General features: G+C 54.1%; 20 protein-coding genes, 2 tRNA genes and 1 other RNA gene. 13 read left to right on the top strand and 10 right to left on the bottom strand.

The window, feature by feature from the left end; genetic code table 11:
• Positions 1-90: 90 nt before the first annotated feature.
• Positions 91-166 (bottom strand) — tRNA-Asn (locus J1781_RS24340).
• Between the two features lie 395 nt (positions 167-561).
• Here J1781_RS24340 and J1781_RS24335 point away from each other — a divergent pair.
• The 7 genes from J1781_RS24335 to J1781_RS24305 are packed head-to-tail and all read left to right on the top strand — an operon-like array spanning position 562 to position 7,662.
• Positions 562-1,434 carry a MurR/RpiR family transcriptional regulator gene (locus J1781_RS24335; protein WP_129951634.1) on the top strand — a complete coding sequence of 291 codons (873 nt, stop codon included), beginning with the start codon at positions 562-564 and terminating at the stop codon, positions 1,432-1,434.
• A gap of 36 nt (positions 1,435-1,470) precedes the next feature.
• On the top strand, positions 1,471-2,058 hold the full coding sequence (gene ddpX, locus J1781_RS24330) for a D-alanyl-D-alanine dipeptidase (protein ID WP_217138359.1): 588 nt from the start codon (positions 1,471-1,473) through the stop codon (positions 2,056-2,058).
• 47 nt (positions 2,059-2,105) lie between these two features.
• Positions 2,106-3,686: an ABC transporter substrate-binding protein gene (locus tag J1781_RS24325; RefSeq protein WP_217138358.1), complete on the top strand. Its 1,581-nt coding sequence runs from the start codon at positions 2,106-2,108 to the stop codon at positions 3,684-3,686.
• Positions 3,687-3,746: 60 nt separating this feature from the next.
• Entirely contained in the window at positions 3,747-4,763 is a 1,017-nt protein-coding gene (locus J1781_RS24320) for an ABC transporter permease (protein ID WP_217138357.1), read from the top strand.
• Between the two features lie 4 nt (positions 4,764-4,767).
• On the top strand, positions 4,768-5,679 hold the full coding sequence (ddpC, locus tag J1781_RS24315) for a D,D-dipeptide ABC transporter permease (protein WP_129951630.1): 912 nt from the start codon (positions 4,768-4,770) through the stop codon (positions 5,677-5,679).
• 1 nt (position 5,680) lies between these two features.
• On the top strand, positions 5,681-6,709 hold the full coding sequence (locus tag J1781_RS24310) for an ABC transporter ATP-binding protein (RefSeq protein WP_129951629.1): 1,029 nt from the start codon (positions 5,681-5,683) through the stop codon (positions 6,707-6,709).
• Positions 6,709-7,662 (top strand): oligopeptide/dipeptide ABC transporter ATP-binding protein, encoded by a 954-nt coding sequence (locus J1781_RS24305; RefSeq protein WP_129951628.1) that lies wholly within the window; start codon positions 6,709-6,711, stop codon positions 7,660-7,662. The genes J1781_RS24310 and J1781_RS24305 overlap by 1 nt, the downstream gene beginning before the upstream one ends.
• Before the next feature lie 27 nt (positions 7,663-7,689).
• On the opposite strand, the gene dapF is transcribed toward J1781_RS24305, so the two are convergent.
• From dapF to J1781_RS24280, 5 genes are all read right to left on the bottom strand, one after another.
• Positions 7,690-8,529 (bottom strand): diaminopimelate epimerase, encoded by an 840-nt coding sequence (dapF, locus tag J1781_RS24300; protein WP_217220361.1) that lies wholly within the window; start codon positions 8,527-8,529, stop codon positions 7,690-7,692.
• A 647-nt stretch (positions 8,530-9,176) separates the two neighbouring features.
• On the bottom strand, positions 9,177-10,103 hold the full coding sequence (locus J1781_RS24295) for an ROK family protein (protein WP_217234306.1): 927 nt from the start codon (positions 10,101-10,103) through the stop codon (positions 9,177-9,179).
• The gene (locus tag J1781_RS24290) at positions 10,100-10,966 is read right to left on the bottom strand and encodes an ABC transporter permease (RefSeq protein ID WP_129951625.1); all 867 of its coding nucleotides are present in this window, start codon (positions 10,964-10,966) and stop codon (positions 10,100-10,102) included. The genes J1781_RS24295 and J1781_RS24290 overlap by 4 nt, the downstream gene beginning before the upstream one ends.
• Positions 10,966-11,886, bottom strand: a complete 921-nt coding sequence (locus J1781_RS24285) for an ABC transporter permease (RefSeq protein WP_129951624.1) — start codon at positions 11,884-11,886, stop codon at positions 10,966-10,968. The genes J1781_RS24290 and J1781_RS24285 overlap by 1 nt, the downstream gene beginning before the upstream one ends.
• 27 nt (positions 11,887-11,913) lie before the next feature.
• Positions 11,914-13,458 (bottom strand): ABC transporter substrate-binding protein, encoded by a 1,545-nt coding sequence (locus J1781_RS24280; RefSeq protein ID WP_217234305.1) that lies wholly within the window; start codon positions 13,456-13,458, stop codon positions 11,914-11,916.
• 235 nt (positions 13,459-13,693) lie between these two features.
• Between J1781_RS24280 and J1781_RS24275 the strand changes: the two genes are divergently transcribed.
• From J1781_RS24275 to J1781_RS24265, 3 genes are read left to right on the top strand one after another with little or no spacing between them, the layout of a single operon-like run.
• Complete coding sequence (locus tag J1781_RS24275; RefSeq protein ID WP_129951622.1) at positions 13,694-14,833, top strand: ROK family transcriptional regulator; 1,140 nt, start codon at positions 13,694-13,696, stop codon at positions 14,831-14,833.
• A 12-nt stretch (positions 14,834-14,845) separates the two neighbouring features.
• The gene (locus J1781_RS24270) at positions 14,846-16,279 is read left to right on the top strand and encodes a M81 family metallopeptidase (RefSeq protein ID WP_217234304.1); all 1,434 of its coding nucleotides are present in this window, start codon (positions 14,846-14,848) and stop codon (positions 16,277-16,279) included.
• Position 16,280: 1 nt separating this feature from the next.
• Positions 16,281-18,113, top strand: coding sequence for an ABC transporter ATP-binding protein (locus J1781_RS24265; protein ID WP_217234303.1), 1,833 nt, complete (start codon positions 16,281-16,283; stop codon positions 18,111-18,113).
• A 56-nt stretch (positions 18,114-18,169) separates the two neighbouring features.
• Here the strand turns inward: J1781_RS24265 and J1781_RS24260 are convergent.
• From J1781_RS24260 to J1781_RS24245, 4 genes are all read right to left on the bottom strand, one after another.
• Positions 18,170-18,299, bottom strand: a non-coding RNA gene (locus J1781_RS24260) — RtT sRNA.
• 43 nt (positions 18,300-18,342) lie between these two features.
• Positions 18,343-18,427 (bottom strand) — tRNA-Tyr (locus J1781_RS24255).
• Positions 18,428-18,640: 213 nt separating this feature from the next.
• Positions 18,641-19,489 (bottom strand): formyltetrahydrofolate deformylase, encoded by an 849-nt coding sequence (gene purU / locus J1781_RS24250; RefSeq protein ID WP_013575956.1) that lies wholly within the window; start codon positions 19,487-19,489, stop codon positions 18,641-18,643.
• A 43-nt stretch (positions 19,490-19,532) separates the two neighbouring features.
• The gene (locus J1781_RS24245; RefSeq protein ID WP_129990399.1) at positions 19,533-19,997 is read right to left on the bottom strand and encodes a YchJ family protein; all 465 of its coding nucleotides are present in this window, start codon (positions 19,995-19,997) and stop codon (positions 19,533-19,535) included.
• A gap of 148 nt (positions 19,998-20,145) precedes the next feature.
• On the opposite strand from J1781_RS24245, the gene rssA reads away from it, so the two are divergent.
• The 3 genes from rssA to J1781_RS24230 all read left to right on the top strand — a co-directional run bounded on the left by rssA (position 20,146) and on the right by J1781_RS24230 (position 23,726).
• Positions 20,146-21,057 carry a patatin-like phospholipase RssA gene (gene rssA, locus J1781_RS24240; protein ID WP_217138347.1) on the top strand — a complete coding sequence of 304 codons (912 nt, stop codon included), beginning with the start codon at positions 20,146-20,148 and terminating at the stop codon, positions 21,055-21,057.
• A 96-nt stretch (positions 21,058-21,153) separates the two neighbouring features.
• Positions 21,154-22,167 carry a two-component system response regulator RssB gene (gene rssB, locus J1781_RS24235; protein ID WP_129951617.1) on the top strand — a complete coding sequence of 338 codons (1,014 nt, stop codon included), beginning with the start codon at positions 21,154-21,156 and terminating at the stop codon, positions 22,165-22,167.
• A 215-nt stretch (positions 22,168-22,382) separates the two neighbouring features.
• On the top strand, positions 22,383-23,726 hold the full coding sequence (locus tag J1781_RS24230) for a UDP-glucose dehydrogenase family protein (RefSeq protein ID WP_129951616.1): 1,344 nt from the start codon (positions 22,383-22,385) through the stop codon (positions 23,724-23,726).
• The last annotated feature ends 1 nt before the right edge of the window (position 23,727 follow it).

The following is a 23,727-nucleotide window of genomic DNA, read 5'->3' as shown; positions in this document are numbered from 1 at the left end:
AAACTAAAAATGCATCGGGAAGATTTTTCGCGCTAACTTATTGAATCTAAATCACATAAAGATTCGCAAAGAGGCATGAAAACAAGAATTTGGCTCCTCTGACTGGACTCGAACCAGTGACATACGGATTAACAGTCCGCCGTTCTACCGACTGAACTACAGAGGAATCGTGTGAACGGGGCGAATAATAGCGACTGCCCCGTGGCATGTCAAAGGGTTAACGAAAAAAGTTGTCTGACTGTTCTCTTAATGTTCAACCTGTTGACTATTAAGACAAAGTGGTTAAAGCCTCTGCAGTTTTTCCTCATGCTTTCGCCTTGCCATGGCTGTATTGCACTAAAAGCACTCACAAGTTGCCTGATTGTTGTGCAAGCGTTATCGATAAGTTTGGTTCCGGCCGTTCTTCAGCAAGTTTTTTGCCAGTTGCCTGCCATAACATCATCATAAATTCAGATCTTCCGCACAAATTTCATTCATTTCCCGAAACTGGCACATCCCGTGCATTGTTATTTTACTAACAACGTCTAGCTTTTTGACAATGAAGCAACAGAGGATGCACTGATGCAGCCAGCGCAGGATGTGATTGAACAAATCGAAGCCTCGTTTGCCGGACAGACGCCGACGGGCAAACGCATTGCCAGCTACCTGCTGGCAAATCTTGCACAGATCCCGTTTGAAACGGCGGACAGCATTGCGCGTAGCGCGGCGACCAGCGGCATTTCTGTCGGGCGCTATCTGCGCAGCCTGGGCTATCGTAATCTCGATCATTTCAAGCAAATGCTGCGTCTGCAAAGCGGCACATCCTATCAGCCGTGGGTGGTTACCGATCGTCTGGGTGCTTACCGCGAACGCAGCAAACAGCCGCAGCAGGAAAAGTTGCAGCAGTCGCTGACGCTCGAGCTTGGCGCCATTAATCACGTCTATCAGCTGGCGCAAACTGACAGTTTTGCGCAGATCAGCCGTCGCCTGGCTGAGGCTGAAGCGGTGTTTATTCTCGGTATCCAGTCGGTGCGCGGCATTGCCAATAACTTCGCCAGTTATCTCGAATACTTACGTCCGAAAGTTTATTTCGCCGACGGGCTTTCCGGCACCTATGTTGAATCCCTGAATTCGGAATTCACGCAGCCCTATCTGGTGGTGACCGATACCCGTGCATATTCGAAGATGGCGCAAACCTATTGCGAAGCTGCGTGTGAACGCGGTCTGAACGTGGCACTGATTACTGACATTTATTGCCCGTGGGCGCGCGATTATCCGGTAGATCTGTTGCAGGTGAAAACCGACACCGGCCAGTTCTGGGACTCGATGGCACCGCTCAGTTGCCTGTTCAACTTGCTGTGCTCGGCAGTGCTCGAACTGCGCGGTAACGATGTTGAACAACGGCTGGCAAATAACCGGATTTTGCAAAAACAGCTCGGACAATTTGAATCGTAAATTCATTGCAACGACAGGAACGGAAAGACATTAATCATGACCATCAATAATAAAACACCTGACATCGCACTGACTGATCTGGCCGAAGTTTTGCCCGATGCCGTGATTGACCTGAAGTATGCCACCGCAGATAACCTGACCGGTCAGCCGATTTATTGTGAATCGCGTTGCCTGCTGCACCCCGATGCCGCCTCGGCTTTAGTTCGCTGCAATGAAGTGGCGAAACTGGCAGGTTTTACCCTGAAAATTTATGACGCTTACCGGCCGCAGGCGGCGCAGGCCTGTTTATGGGCGGCGTTTCCGAATCCGGATTATGTGGTGGATATCAGGCTCGGCTCGCATCACAGCCGCGGTGTGGCCGTCGATCTCACCTTGCTGGATGAGCAGGGGGAAGTCGTGGATATGGGCGCGGGTTTCGATGAAATGACGGAAGTATCGCATCCGTTTTATCCCGATTTACCGCCACACATCCAGCGTAACCGCTTGTTGCTCAACGCCGTGATGGCAGCGGGTGGCTTTAAAGGTATCGCCAGCGAGTGGTGGCACTTTGAATTACCGGATGCCAATACGTATCCGTTGTTAGAAGAGCGGTTCGGCTGCTATCCGCCGGTTAATGCCGCGTAATCATTGCACGTCTCTTATCACTTTTTGACAGAGCCAGGAGTTCCCCGATGAGCAACACAGCAATCAAAACGTTCCGCAAAAATACGAAAACACAGGTCGCCGGTGCCATTTTTCTCGCCTTGTCAGGCTTAAGTTTTGCCACGCAGGCCGCCGTGCCGAAAGACATGCTGGTGATCGGTAAAGCAGCCGATCCGCAAACGCTGGATCCGGCAGTGACCATCGACAACAACGACTGGACGGTCACGTATCCGGCGTATCAGCGTCTGGTGCAGTATAAAACCGAAGGCGGTAAAGGCTCGACGCAGGTCGAAGGCGATCTGGCGGCAAGCTGGACGGCTTCACCGGATCAACTCGTCTGGACCTTCAAACTCAAGCCGGGCGCCAAATTTGATGACGGCACTGAAGTTAATGCCGATGCCGTGAAATGGTCATTCGATCGTCTGATGAAAATCGGCCAGGGCCCGTCGGAAGCCTTCCCGAAAGACATGACGGTCTCGGTGGTGGATCCGCTGACGGTCACGTTCACGCTCAAAACGCCGTTCGCGCCATTCCTCTACACGCTGGCGAATGACGGTGCGGGGATCGTCAATCCGGCGATTGCTAAAGCCAATCCAGCCGATGAAGGCAAGGCATGGCTGGCCGGTCATACCGCCGGTTCCGGCCCTTATAAGCTCGATCGCTGGCAGAAAGGTCAGCAACTGGTGCTGGTGCCGAACCCGTATTACAGCGGCGCAAAGCCAGCCTTCAAACGCGTGACCGTGAAAATTATCGGTGAAAGCGCTACCCGCCGTCTGCAACTTTCACGCGGGGATCTGGATATCGCTGATTCCCTGCCGGTGGACCAGTTGGCTGCGCTGAAGAAAGAAGACAAAGTCGCCGTTGAGGAATTTCCGTCGTTGCGCGTGACGTATCTGTATCTCAACAACGGCAAAGCACCGCTCAGTCAGGTGGATTTACGCCGCGCGATTTCCTCTGCCGTGGATTATCAGGGCATGGTGAAAGGTATTCTTGGCGGTAACGCTAAACAGATGCGCGGGCCGATCCCTGACGGTATGTGGGGCTTCGACCCGACGGCAAAACAATACAGTCTGGATCTGACGCAGGCCAAAGCCGACCTCGGGAAAGTCAAAGACAAGTCGCAGACGCTGGACTTCCTGTATTCCGATAATGATCCGAACTGGGAAGCTATCGCACTTTCCGTGCAGGCCAGCCTGGGTCAGGCCGGGATTAACGTGAAACTGGAAAAGCTGGCTAACGCTACCATGCGCGACCGTATCGGGCAGGGCGATTACGACATCTCAATCGGTAACTGGAGCCCGGATTTTGCCGACCCGTACATGTTTATGAACTACTGGTTTGAGTCCGACAAGAAAGGCCTGCCGGGTAACCGTTCCTTCTATTCCAATCCGCAGGTTGATGCGTTGCTGAAAAAAGCCGTGTCGGTGACCGACCAGAAACAGCGCACCGAGTACTACCAGCAGGCGCAGAAAATTGTTATCGACGAAGCGGCGTATGTGTATTTGTTCCAGAAAAACTACCAGGTGGCGATGAACAAAGACGTGAAGGGCTTTGTTTTCAACCCGATGCTCGAACAAGTGTTCAACGTTGGTCAAATGCATAAACAGTAACCGCAATATCATTCACGAAAACCCCTTTCACGACCTGAAAGGGTTTTACGGGGAAAAACTATGACTTTTTGGACTCTGATCCGCCAGCGCTGCTGGGGGCTGATACTGGTGATGGCGGGGGTTTGCGTCATTACTTTTATCATCTCGCATATGATCCCTGGTGATCCGGCTCGGTTGCTGGCGGGCGATCGCGCAAGCAATGAAATGGTTGAACATATCCGTGAGCAACTGGGGCTGAATCAGCCGCTGTATGTGCAGTTTTTCCGTTACGTCAGCGACCTGCTGCACGGCGATTTGGGCACTTCAATCCGCACCGGTCGTCCGGTGCTGGAAGACCTGAAAGCCTTCTTCCCGGCGACGTTAGAACTGGCGGTCAGTGCGCTGTTTCTGGCGATTGTGCTCGGTATTCCGCTGGGTGTGCTGTCGGCAGTTTACCGTAATAAATTCCCCGATCATCTGGTGCGTCTGCTTTCGGTGCTGGGTATCTCCACGCCTGCCTTCTGGCTGGGGCTGGGTGTCATCATCCTGTTCTACGGCCATCTGAACTTACTGCCGGGCGGCGGAAGGTTAGATGACTGGATGGATCCGCCAGCCAATATCACCGGTTTTTATGTGCTCGATTCTTTGCTGACCGGCAACCGGGAGGCTTTCTGGAACAGTCTGCAACATCTGGCGATGCCTGCGCTGACGCTGGCGTTTGTGCATATGGGGATTGTGGCGCGTCAGATCCGCTCGGCGATGCTGGAGCAACTGAATGAAGACTACATCCGTACGGCGCGTGCCAACGGGCTTTCCCGCTGGCGGGTGATCCTCAGCCACGCCTTGCCGAATGCACTGATCCCGTCCGTGACCGTGCTCGGGCTGGCGATGGGGGATTTACTCTACGGTGCGGTGCTGACGGAAACCGTTTTTGCCTGGCCGGGCATGGGGGCGTATGTCGTGAATTCGATTCAGGCGCTGGACTTCCCGGCAGTGATGGGCTTTGCGGTAGTGGTGTCGTTCGCATACGTGATCGTCAATCTGTGTGTGGATTTGCTGTATGTGTGGATCGATCCGCGCATCGGACGTGAGGGGTGAGCCAATGTCAGTGATTGAACCGGGCGTCAATAATCGTCGGGCCGATATTGTGGCACCGGATGTCAAACCGCGTTTCGCCAGCTGGCGGCGCACATTCCATTTACTGAGCCGCAGCCCGCTGACGATGTTAGGGCTGGCGATCATGCTGGTCGTGCTTTTCATCATGATTTTTTCGCCGTGGCTGGTACCGTACGACCCGAATGCCATCAGCCTGACCGACAGATTGCAGGCACCTTCCGCGTTGCACTGGTTTGGTACCGATGAAGTCGGGCGGGATCTGTTCAGTCGGGTGCTGACTGGCAGCCAGCAATCCGTCGCCGCCGGGCTGGCGGTGGTCATCATTGCCGGTACGACCGGCTCGCTGCTTGGCTGTTTTTCCGGCGTGGTCGGCGGTGTGGTGGATGCGCTGATCATGCGCTGCATGGATATTATGCTGTCGGTGCCGTCGCTGGTATTAACCATGGCGCTGGCGGCCGCGCTCGGACCGAGTTTATTTAACGCTATGCTGGCGATTGCCGTCGTGCGCATTCCGTTTTACGTGCGGCTTGCACGCGGGCAAACGTTGATGCTGCGCCATCAGGCTTATATGCAAGCTACGCGGACGTTCGGCGCGTCGCGCTGGCATCTCATTACCTGGCACGTGCTGCGCAATGTGATGCCGCCGCTGATAGTGCAGGCGTCGCTGGATATCGGCACCTCAATTCTGATGGCAGCGACATTAGGTTTTATCGGCCTTGGCGCACAGCAACCGACCGCAGAATGGGGTGCGATGGTGTCCAATGGCCGCAATTATATTCTCGATCAATGGTGGTATTCAGCTTTTCCCGGCGTGGCTATTCTGATCACGGCCACCGGTTTTAATCTGTTCGGCGACGGTCTGCGCGACCTGCTGGATCCGAAAAGCAGAGGGCGCTGAGATGACTGAACAATCCCGGACGCCGGTACTGGAAATCGACAATCTGCAACTGGTCTTTCCGGTGTACGGCGGTGAAGTGAAAGCGCTGAATCAGGTATCACTGTCGGTCAGTGCCGGAGAAATCGTCGGCGTGGTGGGTGAATCCGGCTCAGGTAAATCCGTCACGGCAATGATGGCGATGCGTCTGCTGCCGCCCGACGGCTTTACTGTCACCGGCGGCACGTTACGCATGCTCGGTACTGATGTGGTTCAGGCCACGGAAGAACAGATGCGTACCTTACGCGGCGCGCGGGTGGCGATGATCTTTCAGGAGCCGATGAATGCGCTAAATCCGACGCGTAAAATCGGCCGTCAGATGTGTGAAGTCATCTGTCTGCATCAGAAAATCAGCAAGACACAGGCATGGCAAAAAGCCGTCGGCCTGTTACAGGATATGCAGATTGCCGATGCGGAGCAGATAATGTCACGCTACCCGTTTGAGCTTTCAGGAGGGATGCGCCAGCGTGTGTTGATCGCTATGGCCTTTTCCTGCGAACCGGAGCTGATTATCGCCGACGAACCGACTACTGCGCTGGATGTCACCGTGCAGCGGCAGGTATTGCGTTTACTCCAGCGCAAAGCCCGCGCCAGCGGCACGGCGGTCTTATTTATCACGCACGATATGGCCGTCGTGTCACAGCTTTGTGACCGGGTTTATGTGATGTACGCCGGGCATGTGATCGAAAGCGGCACGACAGCGGATGTGATCGACACGCCGTCGCACCCGTATTCCATCGGTTTATTGCAGGCCGCACCTGAAAACGGTGAGCCACGCAGTCTGCTTAAAGCCATTCCCGGCACCGTGCCGAATCTGGCAAAACTGCCGCAGGGCTGCGCGTTTCGCGGGCGCTGCGATCATGCCGATGAGCATTGCATCGAGACACCGGCGCTGGCTTCACTGCCGCACTTCCCGCAGCAATCCGTGGCCTGCTGGCATCCGCAACGCCGTGCCGGTGACATCTACATCCAACGTATTGAGGAGCATTCCTGATGATTGCTGAGGCACTGGTTGAACTGCAGGACGTGCGTGTACGGTTTCCCGCAAGCTATAACTGGCGCGGTAAACCGACCGGTTATGTGCACGCGCTGAACGGGCTGGATCTCAATATTATCCGCGGCGAAACCTTAGGTATTGTCGGGGAATCCGGTTGCGGGAAAAGCACGCTGGCGCAGTTGCTGATGGGGCTGCAAAAGCCCAGCAGCGGTGAAGTGCATCGCGCACGCCATGACAATTCCTGGTTCGGCTCCGGTATGCAAATGGTGTTTCAGGATCCGCAATCGTCGCTGGACCCGCGCCTGCCGGTCTGGCGGATCATTACCGAACCGGTGTTTGTGCAAAAACACAACAGCAGCCGGGAGCGCCGTGAACTGGCCGCCACGCTGGCGGAGCAGGTGGGTATCCGCAGGGAATACCTCGACCGTCTGCCGCATGAGTTTTCCGGCGGCCAGCGTCAGCGTATCTCCATTGCCCGTGCGCTGTCCTCAGAGCCGGACATCATCGTGCTGGATGAACCGACCTCGGCGCTGGATATTTCGGTGCAGGCGCAAATCCTCAATTTGCTGGTGGAACTGCAACGCCAGCGTAATCTCACCTATGTGCTGATTTCTCATAACGTTTCCGTTATCCGCCATATGAGTGACCGTGTCGCCGTGATGTATCTCGGGCAAATCGTTGAACTGGGGGCGGCGGAAAACGTCCTGTCAGAGCCACAACATCCCTACACCCGTTTGTTGCTCGATTCGGTTCCCCGTGCCGGACGTCAGCTTGATGAAGGGATAGTCGATAGAAAAGGGGAATTACCGGGCAACCGCAACCTGCCAATGGGATGTTATTTCCGCGAACGTTGCCCGCTGGCCGGAGACGGTTGTCAGATGCCGCAGGATTTGGTGTGCGGTCCAAACGGCGTGGTGGCGAGGTGTCACCGGGTGATGCCCGGGCAGTAAGACCGGGAAGTTCAGCTGGTCAAAACGCTACCCCGGCATATCCCGGAAACAGTCACTATCAAGAGTCACAGTGGCGATTTTCTGCACCGGCCCGCGCATGTTGACCTGAAAATCGCCGCTGAAACGGATGGCGAGTTCACCGCCGGGCATCTGCACGGTAACCGTGTCGTCCACCAGCCCGAGCTTGCGCATTGCGCTGGCCGCCGCACAACTGCTACTGCCGGAAGCCAGCGTATACCCCGCGCCCCGTTCCCAGATGCCGATGCGGATAGTATTGCGATCAATGACTTGCACGAACTGCACGTTGGTACGTTTCGGAAAAATCGCCAGCGTTTCAATTTCAGCACCGAGCTGCCTGACCAAATCCAGATCCAGCTTTTCCACCCGGATCACACAGTGCGGATTGCCCATCGACACCAGCGTTGCGCTGAGATTGTGCCCGCCAGCCACCAGCGGTAACGCGAGAGCTTCATCGCCTTCAACCGTTGCGGGTAACGCGGCTGGCGAGAATTTTGCCTGCCCCATATCCACAATCACCTGATGCGCATCTTCGGTGACTTCGCAGCGCACCTGTCCGCCCGCCGTGTTCACCAGAAAAGGTTTATGCGTTACGCGTCCGATATCAAACAGATAGCGGGCGTAAATACGCAGACCGTTGCCGCTTTTCTCGGCTTCTGAACCGTCGGGATTAATAATGCGCAGGGAGGGAATGTCAGCACCGTCGTTGTCGATCAGCAGACCGTCGGAACCGATGCCGTAATGGCGGTCGCAGACGCGCTTAATTTGCTGATGGCTGAGCAGGGCGGCGACGCTGTGATGGCAGACCAGATAATCATTACCCAGTCCGTGATAGCGGTGAAAAATCATAATGATATTCCCTGCATATTTAAAATTGATGTGAACAGCTTTAATAGGAAACATTACCAAATATAGCGTGTAAGGTGAGTCCGATGTAAGTTTCGGTTTCTCAATAACGGTTATCACACGGCCTTTCGCGCCGAAACCGACCAGAGGGGAAAGGCTTTTCCCCTCTGAACTCCCCTCGCTTTTTCAAACACGTGATCCACGGGTTGGCTATGTTTCAGGTATCACTGTGACAGGCTGGAAATCTTGTCGCTGCGCGATGCCTTCACTCGGTCCTGAAGCCATAGGTCTTCAGGCCGCTCCGTTCAGCAAGATTTCTGAATCGCCTTTGGCTTTTTTAAAAGACAAAATCACAAGCAGTGAGGTTACGTCCTATAAGGTTGAGGCCGGTTCCAAAATAACGCCGGAGGGAGAGGTGTAAAGCCGCGCGTCTTTTTGCGCGGGTTGTAACCCGACGGGAGGGCACCGCGCAGCGGCGGGATTTTGCGGCAATCACCACGCTCGCTGAAACATAGCCTCCAGCGAAGCGCGCAGTAAAAGAGCCCGGGATTCTCAAGGGTGGTGGCGATAAGCCACCCTTGAGGCCGGTGTGGGTGGCAACCCATGACCTTGATTTTGATTTTGAATTTAAAAGAGGCCGGAAGGGCTCATCATTCCATCCTCCCCAGCACCGATGCCCCCACTAATCCGCCGTCGGTCAGAAATTTCCCCGGTATCAGCAACGGTTCTGCATAAGTGTGCAGTACACCGCCGCGTACTTTTACATCCAGCGCGGCGATAAGTTCTTTTGCCGAGGCCAGCCCGCCACCCGCGATGATCCGCGAAGGGCCGAGGATATTGACCAGCAAGGCCAGCGGTTCGGCAACCAGTTCCAGCCAGGCGTTAACGGTCAGCAAACTGCCAGGATCCCCGTTCAGCCAGCCAGTCACAATGTCCAGACTGGTATTTTCCTGATGGTGAAAATGTTGATGCAAACGTTCCATACCGCGCGCACCGCCGAGCATATCGAGGCAGCCGGTCTGGCCGCAGCCACATTTCAGGCGCGGAATGGGATAATTTTTGCCGTCAATCGTCAACTCCGTGCGGGTAATCGCACCGTGGCCCCATTCGCCGGTAACGCCACCGTGACCCCGAACCAACTGGCCGTTGATGACCAGACCCCCGCCGACGCCGGTACCTAAAATAATCGCCGCCACGACGGGTTGATTTTGTGCGTTTCCTGCATGGGCTTCGGCAAGGGCAAAACAGTCGGCATCGTTGGCGGCAGTGACCGGACGGTCAAGCGCCGCGCTCAGATCTTTCGCCAGCGAATGACCGGTAAAGGCCGGAATATTGGTTGCGAGCATTTCGCCGGTTTGTGGCGAAACTAATCCTGCGGTGGAAATAGCCAGCGGCGTGCATGCCGGCAAATCAGCGCCATATCTGTCGATCAGTTGTTGTATTGCGTCGGCGAAATCCTGCCATGAGGCGACGGGTGTGGGCACTTTGCCGCATTCTTCTACTTTGCCTGAATAACGTGAAACACCAAATTTAATAAACGAACCGCCGATATCGGCGCAAAAAACGGCAGAACTCATGAGCGTGTGTCCAGTAAATCTCGCAGCCCGTCGCCAAGTACGTTAAAACCAAGCACGGTCAGCATAATGGCCAGACCCGGGAACAGCGAAAGGTAAATATTTATGCCGAGGAAGTTCCGGCCATCGCTCATCATGGTACCCCATTCCGGCATCGGCGGTTGCACACCAAGCCCCAGAAATGACAGGCTGGCGGCAGCGAGAATAACCGTACCTGCGGTCAGCGTCGATTGCACGATAATCGGCCCGATGGCATTGCGCAAAATATAATGCACGATGATGCGGTAATTTGATAAACCCAGCGCCTGCGCGGCTTCAACGTATTCCATCTGCTTTAAACCGAGCGTCAGGTTACGGCTGAGACGTGCGTATACCGGGATGGCAAACAGTGAAATCGCGATCAGCAAGTTTACCAGCCCGCCGCCGAGAATACTGACCACCAGAATGGCCAGCACGATGCCGGGGAAGGCAAACAGCATGTCCATAAACCACATAATAATCATGTCAGTATATCGCCCCGCCATACCGGCAATAATCCCCAGCGGAATGCCGATGATCATCGCCAGCCCGACGCTCAGCACTACTTCGATAATCGAAATCCTCGCACCATAAATCACCCGCGCGAAGATATCGCGGCCGTAATCATCGGTACCGAACCAGTGATCGGCACTGGGTGAAAGCAGGGTATCAATCAGGTCTTGTGCGTACGGGTCATGACGGACAATCAAGGGGGCGAACAGTCCCATCAGCACGATCAGGCTGACAATAAATCCGCCGAGGGCCACGGCAGGATGTCGCCATAACCAGCGGAAAAACCGCAGCGTGCGCGGTTTGCGACGGGGTAATTGCGTGATAACGGCAGACATCAATCAAACCTTATTTTTGGATTCAGGAAAGCGATCAGCAATTCACCGAGCAGGTTCATGACCACCACGCCGCAGACGGCGACCAGTGCCACGCCCTGAATAACCGGGTAATCACGATAGCGTACGGAATCCACCAGCAGGCGGCCGATACCCGGCCAGTTAAAGACGGATTCGGTGACAACTGCCCCGCCAATCAGACTGCCGAAATTGAGCGCCACGATAGTGACAATCGGGATCAATGCATTGCGGAATGCATGGCTGCAATACACGGTAGTGGCGGACAACCCTTTGGCGCGCGCGGTACGGATATAATCCTCCGACAAGACATCCAGCATGCTCGAACGCGTCATACGCGCCATGACCGCCATCGGTAAAACGGCCAGCGTGACTGAGGGAAGAATATAGCTTTTCCATGAAGTGGCACCGAGCAACGGCAGCCAGCCAAGCGTGACCGAGAAAGTGTTCATCGCCATCAGCCCCAGCCAGAAGTTGGCGACAGAGGCACCGGCAATGGCCAGTAACATCACGCCAAAATCAGGCCAGCGGTTGCGGTAAACTGCACCTATCATGCCCGCAGGAACGCCCACCGCCACTGCCAGAAAATACGCCAGCACGGCCAGCATCAGCGTATACGGCATCCGCTCAGCGATTTCCTGTGTGACCGGCTGTTGCGACTGCAACGAGACGCCGAGATTGCCTTGCAACACTTCCCCGGCAAAATGCACATATTGCGTCACCAGCGGCTGATCCAGCCCGAGGCGCACACGCATGGCATCCACCGCTTCCTGCGTCGCTTCAGGCCCGGCCATCAGACGCGCCGGATCCCCCGGCAGCGCGCGGATAGACACAAAAATCAGCATCGATACCCCGATCAGAATGATCGGGAAAGCGATGAGTTTTTTGGCAAGATAGGCTTTCATGGCGCTTTTCCACTGTAAATGCCGCGGTTATTTTTTCTGTGCATCTTTCACCACAATTTGACCACCGGGTATCATTGTGACGCCTGAAATATGCGTACCGGTAGCGTACAAATCATTCTGGTAATACAACAGAACCTGCGGTGCCTGCTGATTAATTTCTTTCTGAGCGTCAACGTAAATCGCGTTACGGGTATTTTCATCCAGCGTAGAAGCCGCTTTGTCTAACATGTCATCCAGTTTCGGATCACTGAAGAATCCCAGATTCGCGCCGCCGGGGGCGAAGCTTTTGCTGTAATACAGCGGACGAAGCTGCAGATCTGCGCCGTTCGCACCGGAAGACCAGGAGGCCAGCACCGCGCCGGTGTTATCGGCCTTTTTACCCGCCTGATCGGCAAACGCGGCTTTGGTCCACACGCCGCTTTCCATAATCCGCACATCAAGTTTCACGCCGATTTTTGCCCACATGCTTTGCAGCACCTGACCGATACGCGCGTCCTGACCCTGCACGGCAATTGACATCGTAAAGCCGTCGGCAACGCCTGCTTCTTTGAGCAATGCTTTGGCTTTTGCCAGATCCAACGGATACGGATCCAGCGTTTTGTCATAACCGGCGGTCACCGGTGCCAGCGGGGAATTCGCCGGTTGGGCAAAACCGGACATGATGGCGCGTACCAGTCCGTCGCGGTCAGTTGCGAAGTTCAGCGCCTGACGGACGCGGACGTCGCTCAGGGGTTTCAGATCGGTATTGAGTGCAACCCAGAACACGGCGGCACCCGGGCTTTCATGCAAACTGAATTTAGGATTGTTTTTCAGTACGCGGGCAAATTGGGGAGGCACCGGGTTGATGACGTCGGCTTCACCGGCCTGCAACGCCATGTTCATCACCGAAGGCTCTGCGCTCCAGGTCCATTTGATGTCGTCCGGCCCGGCGGATTTATCGCCCCAGTAACCCGGATATTTTTCTTCCAGCACAAATTCACCGGTTTTGTATTGCACCATTTTGTACGGGCCGGTGCCGACCGCTTTGCTGTCGAGCGTACCGGTTTTATCTGCCGCCGGACTGACCATCAGACAGGCGCCGGTGGTCAGTAAATTGAGGAAAGCCGGATAGGGTTTTTTAAGTCTGAACACCACCGTGGAGTCATCGGTTTTGGTCACGCTGTCAAGGAAGGTGCGCAGACGTCCGCTGGCGGCCAGCCCGCGTTTGGTATCGAGATGACGGGCAAAGTTGGCGACGACGGCGTCGGCGTTAAACGGTGTGCCGTCGTGGAATGTGACACCGCTGCGCAGTTTGAATGTCCACACCAGGCCGCTTTCATCGCTGCTCCATGACGTTGCCAGAGCCGCTTCCGGTTTGAGTTGTGGCGACATGCGCAACAGACCTTCGTACATCGGGTCGAGTACCGTGCCGGTAAACGTCGCGGTCTGGTTGCCCGGATCCATGCTACGCGGTGCTTCGTTCTGCATCACGTTCAGCGTGGCGGCAAAAACCGGCAGCGAAAGCGCGGCGAGAAGTGCGCTGCTCAGCAGCGATAACTGCACGGGACGCCGGATGTAACGGGTAATCTTCATGTTCTGCCCTCTGCGTGAAAAAGCGGATTAAATGGCTCTGATTTATTCTGCCGGTTCGGTAAAACGCCGGTTTTAATGACAGTTTGTTTTAACAAACAGATTTAACAAATAGTTCATATGAAATACTTATATCCAAACATTTAGTTTAATTTGTGAACTAATTAGCATTGATATATCCATTTCTACCGTTTAATGTCAATGCAGATGAGCGAAAACTGAGAGCGCCAAAACGAATATGCTAACAACTTTGCAACGTCAGATTTTGGGTGCAGTGAATGCCGCAGGCGGTTTAAGCCGTACCGAACTGGCGCAGTTCTCAGGGATGAGTAAAGCGGCCATCGGTGGCGTGGTACGCGAGATGATTGAGGCCGGTTTCCTGCATGAGGCGGAAACGGTGCCGGGCAGCGGGCAGGGGAGACCTTCCGTGCGTCTGGTCGTCCATCCTGACGGCGCGTGGTTTGCCGGGGTATCTTTGCTGCAAAATCCGGCGCAGATGGCGCTGATTAATCTGCATGGCGAAATACTGTCACGTGTGTCGTTCGCGGCCGGTACGGATCCTCAACAACTGGCGGCGAATATCGCCAGCGCATTACCGGTATTGCTCGGGCCACATCCCGAAGCGGCGAAAAAGCTGGTCGGGCTTGGTGTGACACTATCCGGACTGATTGATGAACATCAGTCAACCTGCGTGCAGTCGGCATTGCTGGGCTGGCGGGATGTGCCGCTGGCGAAGCTGATTTCACAGGCGACCGGCATGGATGTGGCGATTGAAAATGATGCCAAAGCGCTGGCGGTGAGCGAAAAAAGCTTCGGTCAGGCGCGGGATCTGAGCAGCTTTACGCTGGTCAGTCACGGCGCGGGGATTGGCAGCGCACATTTCATCGCCGGGCAGTTACATCGGGGGTTACACGGCGGAGCAGGGGAAATCGCGCACTGCACGCTGGAGCTGAACGGTTCGCCGTGTCGCTGTGGCAAGCGGGGTTGCCTTGATACGTTAGCCTCACTCAATGCCATTGCCGACATGGCTAAAGCCGAAGGGCTGGAGGTCACCACCATCGGCGGGCTTGAACAACTGGCGATGCAGGGCCAGAGTGCGGCGATCCGCATTTTGCACCGTGCGGGTTCTGCGCTCGGCTTAGCGATATCGCACCTGATTCAAATCAATGATCCGGATTTGATCCTGATTGCACATCAGGACGCCGATTTTTCCGGGCTGTTTGGCACGGTTATGCATCAGTCCGTTGAAGCCAACGTCTTGCCGGGCAATGCCGGTAAAACGCCCGTCCGCACTTTTACCCTAAACGACGACACCTGGGCGCGCGCGGCAGCAAGCATTGCCGCCCACCGCTTTCTGGTCGGTCTGAAGCCTGTCTGAGGAATGAGCAATATGCGTATAGCTGTCAGCGGTATCCACATTGAATGCAGTACTTACAATCCGGTGCTTAACGAGGAAAAGGATTTCACTGTCGTGCGGGATGCGCAGTTGCTGGCGTCACCGCGCTTTCGTTTTTTACAGGACTATCCGGCCACCTTTTTACCGACCATTCACGCCCGTGCTATCGCCGGCGGACCGGTAGCCCGTGCCACTTACGATAAATTTAAAGCGGAAATGCTGGCAGGATTAGAGGCGCAAAAGCCGTTCGACGGCGTGTATCTGGCGATGCACGGCGCGATGTATGTTGAAGGATTAGAAGATGCTGAAGGTGACTGGATTGCTGCGGCGCGCAAAGCCGTCGGGCCTGATTGCCCGATCAGTGTCAGTTACGATCTGCACGGGAATGTTTCACAGCGCATTATTGACGCCATTGATATGTTTTCGACCTACCGCACCGCGCCGCATATTGATGTGGAAGAAACCATGCGCCGTTCTGTCGCCATGCTGGTGAAGCATCTGCAAAGTGGCGTGAAACCAATATTGCTGTGGGTGCCGGTACCGGTAGTGTTGCCAGGTGAGCGGACCAGCACGGAAGATGAACCGGCGAAAAGTTTATACGCCCGCCTGCCGGAAATGGATGAAGTGGAAGGCGTCTGGGACAGTTCGCTGATGGTCGGTTACGTGTGGGCGGATGAGCCGCGTGCGACCGCCGCCGTAATCATGACCGGGACCGACCGCACCGTGCTGGAACAGCAGGCCACGCAACTGGCACAGGCTTACTGGGACGCCCGTGAAGATTTTGTGTTTGGCTGTGAAACCGACACCGTGGAAGCCTGTGTGAAAAAGGCCATTGCCAGTGAAACGCGGCCGGTGGTGCTGGCGGATTCCGGCGATAATCCGACCGGCGGTGGCGTTGGCGATCGCGCCGATGTGTTGCAGGAGCTGATCAAACAGTATGCGCAGAATACGATTGTGGCCGGTATTGCCGATGCCCCGGCCACCGACGCGGCATTCAATGCCGGTGTCGGATCAACACTGATGCTGACACTCGGCGCGTCACTCGATCATTCCAGCCCGCAGGTGAAAGGCGAATTCGACGTTATCTTCCTGCTCGATGCACTGACTCCGGCTGACCGTCAGGCGGTACTTCGTATCGGCGGGATTGACGTGGTCGTTTCGGCGCGTCGTCGCCCCTATCACAACATCAGCGATTTCACCGTGCTGGGACTGGATCCGTATACCGCAGATATTGTTGTTGTTAAATCCGGCTATCTGTCGCCGGAACTGGCCCCGCTTGCCAGCCCGAATCTGATGGCGCTGTCTAACGGCGTGGTCGATCAGTTTGTCGAACGCCTGCCGCGCCTGCGCAAACCGCGTAAAACCTTCCCGTTTGACCGTAACTTCAGCTACGCGCCGCAGGTGCAGCTTTCTTCCAGGAGCAAATGAAATGAACCTGACCCGCGGACAACCGGAAAACCGTCAGCCCGTGCTGAGCGTGAAACATCTCACTACCTCATTTCGCGGCGAAGACGACTGGTTGCCGGTGGTACGTGATTTGTCGTTTGATGTCTATCCCGGCGAGACGCTGGCGATCGTCGGCGAATCCGGCTCGGGGAAAAGCGTGACATCGCTGTCGGTGATGCGTTTGCTTAAAGCGCAGGGCAGTAAAATTGAAGGTGAAGTCTGGCTGAATCAGCGCAATTTGCTGACCCTTTCGGATAAGCAGATGCGTGATATCCGGGGCAACGACATGGCGATGATTTTTCAGGAGCCGATGACGTCGCTGAATCCGACATTCAGTATCGGCAGACAAATCGCGGAAAGCCTGAAGCGGCACCGGGGCATGTCATCCGCTCAGGCGCGGGCGGAAACCCTGCGTTTGCTGGAGAAAGTCAGGATCCCGAATGCCAACGCGCGTTTCGACGAGTATCCGCATCAGTTTTCCGGCGGTATGCGTCAGCGCGTGATGATTGCGATGGCACTGGCGCTGAAACCTAAGCTACTGATCGCCGATGAACCCACGACGGCGCTGGATGTGACGATTCAGGGGCAGATTCTGGATCTGATTAAAACGTTGCAGGAAGAAGAAGGGATGGCGGTGTTGTTTATCACGCATGATATGGGCGTGGTGGCTGAAATCGCAGACCGCACGCTGGTGATGTATCGCGGTGAGGCGGTGGAAAGCGGGGTCACGGAGGATATTTTTCATCGCCCGCAGCATCCTTATACCCGCGCTTTGCTGGCCGCCGTACCGAAACTCGGGTCGATGCAGGGGCGTGCCTGGCCGTTGCGTTTCCCGCAAATTAATTTGCAAACCGGTGAGACACGCGAGCCAACGGAAGTGGCAGAAACGGTCGGTTCGGGGCTGACGCCATTGCTCTCGGTGAAAAACCTCAGTGCACGTTTTCCGGTGTATGGCGGCATATTTAGCCGTCAGGTTGGGGCGGTTCACGCGGTAGAAAATATCAGCTTTGATTTATATCCGGGTGAAACGTTGTCGCTGGTCGGGGAATCCGGTTGCGGAAAATCGACGACCGGACGTGCGGTAACACGGCTGCTGAAACCACACAGCGGTGCAATTGATTTCGACGGTTTTGATGTAATGAATCTGGGCCGGCGCGATATTTTACAGATGCGGCAGCGCATTCAGATGATATTTCAGGATCCGTTTGCCAGCCTGAATCCGCGTATGCGCATTGGTGACGCGCTGATCGAACCTATGTTGCAACATAAACTGCATAACCGCAGCGATGCAAAAGAGAAAGCCGCGTCGTTGCTGCAAAAAGTCGGATTGTCGCCGGATATGTTGCGTCGTTTTCCGCATGAGTTTTCCGGTGGTCAGCGCCAGCGAATTTGTATTGCGCGCGCACTGACGCTCGATCCGAAAGTGATTGTCGCCGATGAATCGGTATCCGCGCTGGATGTGTCGGTGAAAGCGCAGGTGGTGAATTTGTTGCTCGATTTGCAGGAAAGCATGCATCTTTCCTACCTGTTTATTTCGCACGATATGGCAGTGGTCGAGCGGGTGAGCCATCGCGTGGCGGTGATGTATCTGGGTGAGATTGTAGAGATCGGCCCGCGCGCAGCGATATTTGATAATCCGCAGCATGCATATACACGAAAATTAATGGCGTCAGTGCCGGTACCTGATCCGTCGCGCAGAATGCTGAAACGTCAAATGCAGGTCGATGAGCTGAAAAGCCCGGTGCGTGATAACGGCTACATTCCGCCGCAACGGCAATATCAGGAAGTGTCAGCAGGACATTTTGTTCAGGTTTGATGTTTAACTGGAAAGGGATTTTGTGCAGCAGGGATTCAGTGGTTGAGTCTTGAAGATGGTGGTGGGGGAAGGATGACTCGGCCTGTGGCCTCGCCCTGCAGGTCGTTGCTGCGCAACGCTGTCTCGCTTCGCTCGGCTCAAACCTTCGGGTCGAAGGTTCTCTATCCTTCCCGATTTGTATTTTTATTTTAGTTTGGAATTTTCGGAAGAAGCGGGAATATCTTGAAGATGGTGGTGGGGGAAGGATTCGAACCTTCGAAGTCGATGACGGCAGATTTACAGTCTGCTCCCTTTGGCCGCTCGGGAACCCCACCACAATTTTTGTGGCATTTACTACATACTTTCTGGCCAAAACCATCATGTGCTACATGGATGATTTTTGTCGCTGCAGCGGTTAGCTGCGAACGGGGCGCATAATACCAAATGGTTCAGGGCTGTAAAGCGCTGAAAGCGATAATAAAGTTTGTTTGCGGGTTTTTTGTTCTTAACGGTGCTTCTCTGAACGAAAAGCACCGTCACAAGGCGAATTACAAAATGACAGTGCGGTTGCCGTAAACGAAGACACGTTGCGCCAGTACGCGGTATAACGCGCGGCTAAGCACATTTTTCTCCACATCACGCCCGGCGCGCATCATATCTTCTGCGGTATAAGTATGATCGACGTTAATCACGTCCTGCATGATGATCGGACCCTCATCCAGGTTATCATTCACGTAATGCGCGGTGGCACCAATCAGTTTCACGCCGCGCTCGTACGCCTGATGATACGGGCGGGCACCAATAAATGCCGGCAGGAATGAGTGGTGTATGTTGATCACCTGATGCGGATAATGTTGCACAAAGCCCGGCGTCAGCACACGCATGTATTTAGCCAGCACCACATAATCCGGCTGATACTGATCAATTTGCGCAATCATCGCGCTGTCATGCTGTTCGCGGGTCAGGCCGTCATGGCTGACCAGATGGAACGGAATATCGAAGCGCTCAACCAGCGTTTGCAGGGTATCGTGGTTACCGATCACAGCGGCGATTTCGACATCCAGACCACCGTAAGCAGCTTTCATCAGCAGATCGCCCAGACAATGGGCTTCTTTGGTCACCAGGATCACGATACGGCGGCGGCCGGTGCTGTTCAGTTCACGCACGGAGCCCGCTGGCAGCGCACTGTCGAGATCAGCCAGCAATGTGGTGTCATTGAAAATCCCTTCCAGCTCGGTACGCATAAAGAAGCGCCCGGTGCGGTGATCGACGAATTCATTGTTCTGCACGATATTAAGTTCGTGCTTGTAGCAAATGTTGGTGATTTTGGCGATCAGACCTTTTGCGTCAGGGCAAATGGTGCGTAATACCTTGGTTTGTACGTTCTGTTGCGGCATGAGGGTGTGGATCCTGTCCAAGACTTAAAATAATACGGTTGAATTATTTACCGCAGCACTTCTTATATTTTTTACCCGATCCGCACGGGCAGGCGTCATTGCGGCCTGTCTGCGGTTTAATTCCGTCGATATAGTACCAGCGTTCGTTCAAACGAAGAAATCGCGAACGCTCGTGGATCAGATGAATATGTTCATCGCCGGTTTCGGTAAACCGCGCGGCAAACTCAACAAAACCTTCATCTGCATGACGCCCGTCTGACTGGCCGATGACCTGCAAACCGCGCCAGTGGGTAGTGGTGAAGCCTTCCTGTAAACTGTTGCGCCATTGCTCTGCTTGACAATCCGGGTGCCAGGTGGCGATCAGATAACTCGCATTTTTCAGGACATAGGCGGTGTAACGCGAGCGCATCAGCGCAGACGGTGTCGGCGCCACTTTACGCTCAGCGATGTATGGCTGGCAGCACTCTTCGAAGGAAAGGCTGCTGCAACATGGGCAAAGTTCTGACACGGAAACTCCTGCATCTCAGGGCTAATACATTTAACAACGCAGGTTGCGCTATTGAATGCACCAAACTGATATGTTACCTAACAAACTCGCCGGGTGACAATGCGCTTGCCCGCTGATTCTAACGCTATGTGCAATATAAGGTCATCAGATGAGCAGAAAAGTCACCATTGGTCTTGCCCTCGGCTCAGGAGCCGCGAAAGGGTGGGCGCACATTGGTGTGATTAATGCCCTGAAAGAAATGGATATCGACGTCGATGTCGTGGCGGGTTGTTCGGTCGGTGCACTGGTCGGCGCAGCCTATGTCAGTGACAGATTGCCGGCAATAGAAAACTGGGTTCGTTCATTCAGTTACTGGGATGTGCTGCGGCTGATGGATTTTTCCTGGAAGCGCGGAGGATTATTGCGCGGAGAGCGTGTATTCAATGCCGTGGGGCAGTTAATCCGCATTGATGAGTTTGAAAAGTGCTCGAAGAAGTTTGGCGCAGTGGCCACCAATCTGAGCACCGGCCGCGAACTGTGGCTGACAAAAGGGGATTTGCATGAGGCTATCCGCGCCTCATGCAGTATGCCCGGGCTGCTGGCACCGGTCTGGCATAACGGTTACTGGCTGGTTGACGGGGCGGTCGTGAATCCTGTGCCGGTTTCGCTGACCCGCGCGCTTGGCGCGGATATCGTTATCGCCGTCGATCTTCAGCACGACGCGCATCTGATGCAGCAGGATTTACTGACGGTACAACCGACAGGCGAAGCACTGGATACTGAGACAGATGTAAGCTGGCGTGACAGAATACGCCAGCGTTTAACCCGGCCAAATGCCCGAAAACCTAACGTCAGCCCCTCGGCTATGGAAATAATGTCGACGTCCATTCAGGTGCTGGAAAACCGGCTCAAGCGTAACCGCATGGCAGGCGACCCGCCGGATGTGCTGATCCAGCCTTATTGTCCGCAAATCTCAACGCTGGATTTTCATCGGGCGGAAGAAGCGATCGAGGCCGGGCGTCTTGCCGTTGAAAAACAGAGAGATCAGTTGCTGCCCCTGATTAAAAATAGACAGTTCTGAATGGCTTAAAATGTGTTTGGCCTAATCTGACAATTCTGCCAAGCAAAAACAGGCTTTATGAGCCACTATTAGAATAAGAAATACTGGGGGACCCTGATGGACAAGCCACTTACAAGCAAGCATATTCTCATCGTTGAAGACGAAGCCGTTTTCCGATCTATACTTGCCGGCTATGTAAGTTCCCTGGGTGCGACATTCACGGAGGCCGAAAATGGCCTTGAGGCTTTGTCTCTGGTCGAAGATTACCCGCCTGACCTGATCCTCTGCGATTTAGCGATGCCTGAGATGGGAGGGATGGAGTTCGTCGAAAACCTGCGATTACAGGGGAGTAAAATCCCTGTTCTGGTGATTTCCGCCACTGATAAAATGACAGATGTTGCATCAATGCTGCGGCTCGGTGTGGAAGATGTCCTCCTCAAACCCATAAACGATCTTAACCGGTTACGCGAGGCGTTACTTTCTTCTTTATACCCGAAGCTTTTTTCATCACAGGCTATGGAGGAAAGCTCACTGGTTCAGGACTGGGAAGCGCTGTGCCGGAATCCCAACGAAGCACAGCGCTTGTTGCAGGAATTACAGCCACCCGTTCAGCAGAAGCTGGCGCATTGCCGCATCAATTACCGGCAACTGACGTCAGCAGAAAGTCCGGGGCTGGTGCTGGATATCGCCGCGCTTTCTTCCAAAGATCTCGGTTTCTATTGTCTGGATGTGACCCGGGCCAACGAGAATGGGGTACTGGCTGCACTCTTGCTGCGGGCTATTTTTAACAGCTTATTACGTGAGCACTTAAGTGATCAGCATCAGCGGTTACCGCAAATGTCGACGCTGCTTAAACAGGTCAATCATTTATTCAAGCAGGCAAATCTCGACGGACAATTCCCATTATTGCTGGGCTATTATCATGCCGAGTATAAGAATCTCATTCTGGTTTCAGCGGGATTACATGCCACAGTCAATACCGGCACCAATATGATCCAGCTTAGCAATGGTGTGCCGCTCGGCACCACCGGCGCCACATACTCCAATCAAATCAGTCAGAAATGTGATGCCTGGCAATGTCAGGTCTGGGGTTCGGGTGGGCGTCTGAGATTAATGCTGTCTGCTGATTGAGCAAATCTATTACTATTGATAATAATTTATTAATAATCCTGAGCATTTTCCCCGCACGATGTTTTACCTTCATACATTATTTCAATCTTCTAAGACGTATCTCAATGCAAAATATGCCTTTCCAGGCGCACTTGTGCCTGAAACTGTTATAATCCGTTCCGGAAAATTTGGCTGTCTATTTTACATTGTTTAAAATAACAAATAGGAATTCGCTGATGAAAGTAACAGTTTTTGGTATCGGTTACGTCGGACTTGTTCAGGCGGCGGTTCTTGCTGAAGTTGGGCATGAAGTTTTGTGTATCGATGTAGATGCAAAGAAAGTAGAAAACCTGAAAAACGGGCTGATCCCAATTTTTGAACCGGGCCTGACACCGCTGGTTCAGAGCAACTATGAAGCAGGGCGTTTGCTGTTCAGCACCAATGCGGCTGAAGGTGTAGCGCATGCAACGGTACAATTCATCGCGGTGGGTACCCCACCTGATGAAGATGGTTCCGCTGATCTGAAATATGTGACTGCCGTTGCGCGTACGATTGCTGAGCATATGACCGGACCAAAAGTGGTTATCGATAAATCCACCGTTCCGGTGGGTACTGCGGATAAAGTCCGTGCAGTGATGACAGAGAAACTCAAAGAACGCGGCGTGGACATCAGCTTCGATGTTGTCTCTAACCCTGAATTCCTCAAAGAAGGGGCGGCAGTCGCAGACTGTATGCGACCTGAACGTATTGTTATCGGTACGGATAATCCTGACGCTATTGATCCGATCCGTGAACTTTACGAACCTTTTAATCGTAATCACGATCGCATGATCCTGATGGATATCCGCAGTGCAGAGCTGACTAAATACGCTGCCAACTGTATGCTGGCAACCAAAATCAGTTTCATGAATGAAATGTCTAATCTGGCAGAAATGCTGGGTGCGGATATCGAGAAAGTCCGTCAGGGCATCGGTTCTGATTCACGCATTGGTTATCACTTTATCTATCCTGGCTGCGGCTACGGTGGTTCCTGTTTCCCTAAGGACGTCCAGGCGTTAATCCGCACTGCTGAACACATTGGCTATCAGCCGAAATTGTTGCAGGCTGTGGAACAAGTCAATTACCAGCAAAAATATAAATTGCCTGCCTTCATTCAGCGCCACTTCGGCGACGACCTTAAAGGGAAAACCTTTGCGCTGTGGGGGCTGTCATTTAAGCCAAATACCGATGACATGCGTGAAGCATCGAGTCGCGTATTAATGGAACAACTCTGGGCAGCGGGCGCGAAAATCAAAGCCTATGATCCGGAAGCCATGAACGAAACGCAGCGGATCTACGGTCACCGTGATGATCTGGAATTGATGGGAACCAAAGAATCTGCATTGCATAATGCCGATGCGCTGATTATTTGTACGGAATGGCAGAACTTCCGTGCTCCGGATTTTGATGTGATCAAAAAAGCGTTAAAAGAGCCGGTTATCTTTGATGGTCGTAATTTATTCGATCCTGAACGTTTGGAGAAACGCGGATTTACTTACTACGGCATAGGTCGTGGCGCATCAATCAATCCGGTTCTGTAAG

Origin of the sequence: Rahnella perminowiae (assembly GCF_019049695.1) — a bacterium.
Lineage (GTDB): Bacteria > Pseudomonadota > Gammaproteobacteria > Enterobacterales > Enterobacteriaceae > Rahnella > Rahnella perminowiae.
This window is presented reverse-complemented; position numbering and strand designations above follow the sequence as displayed.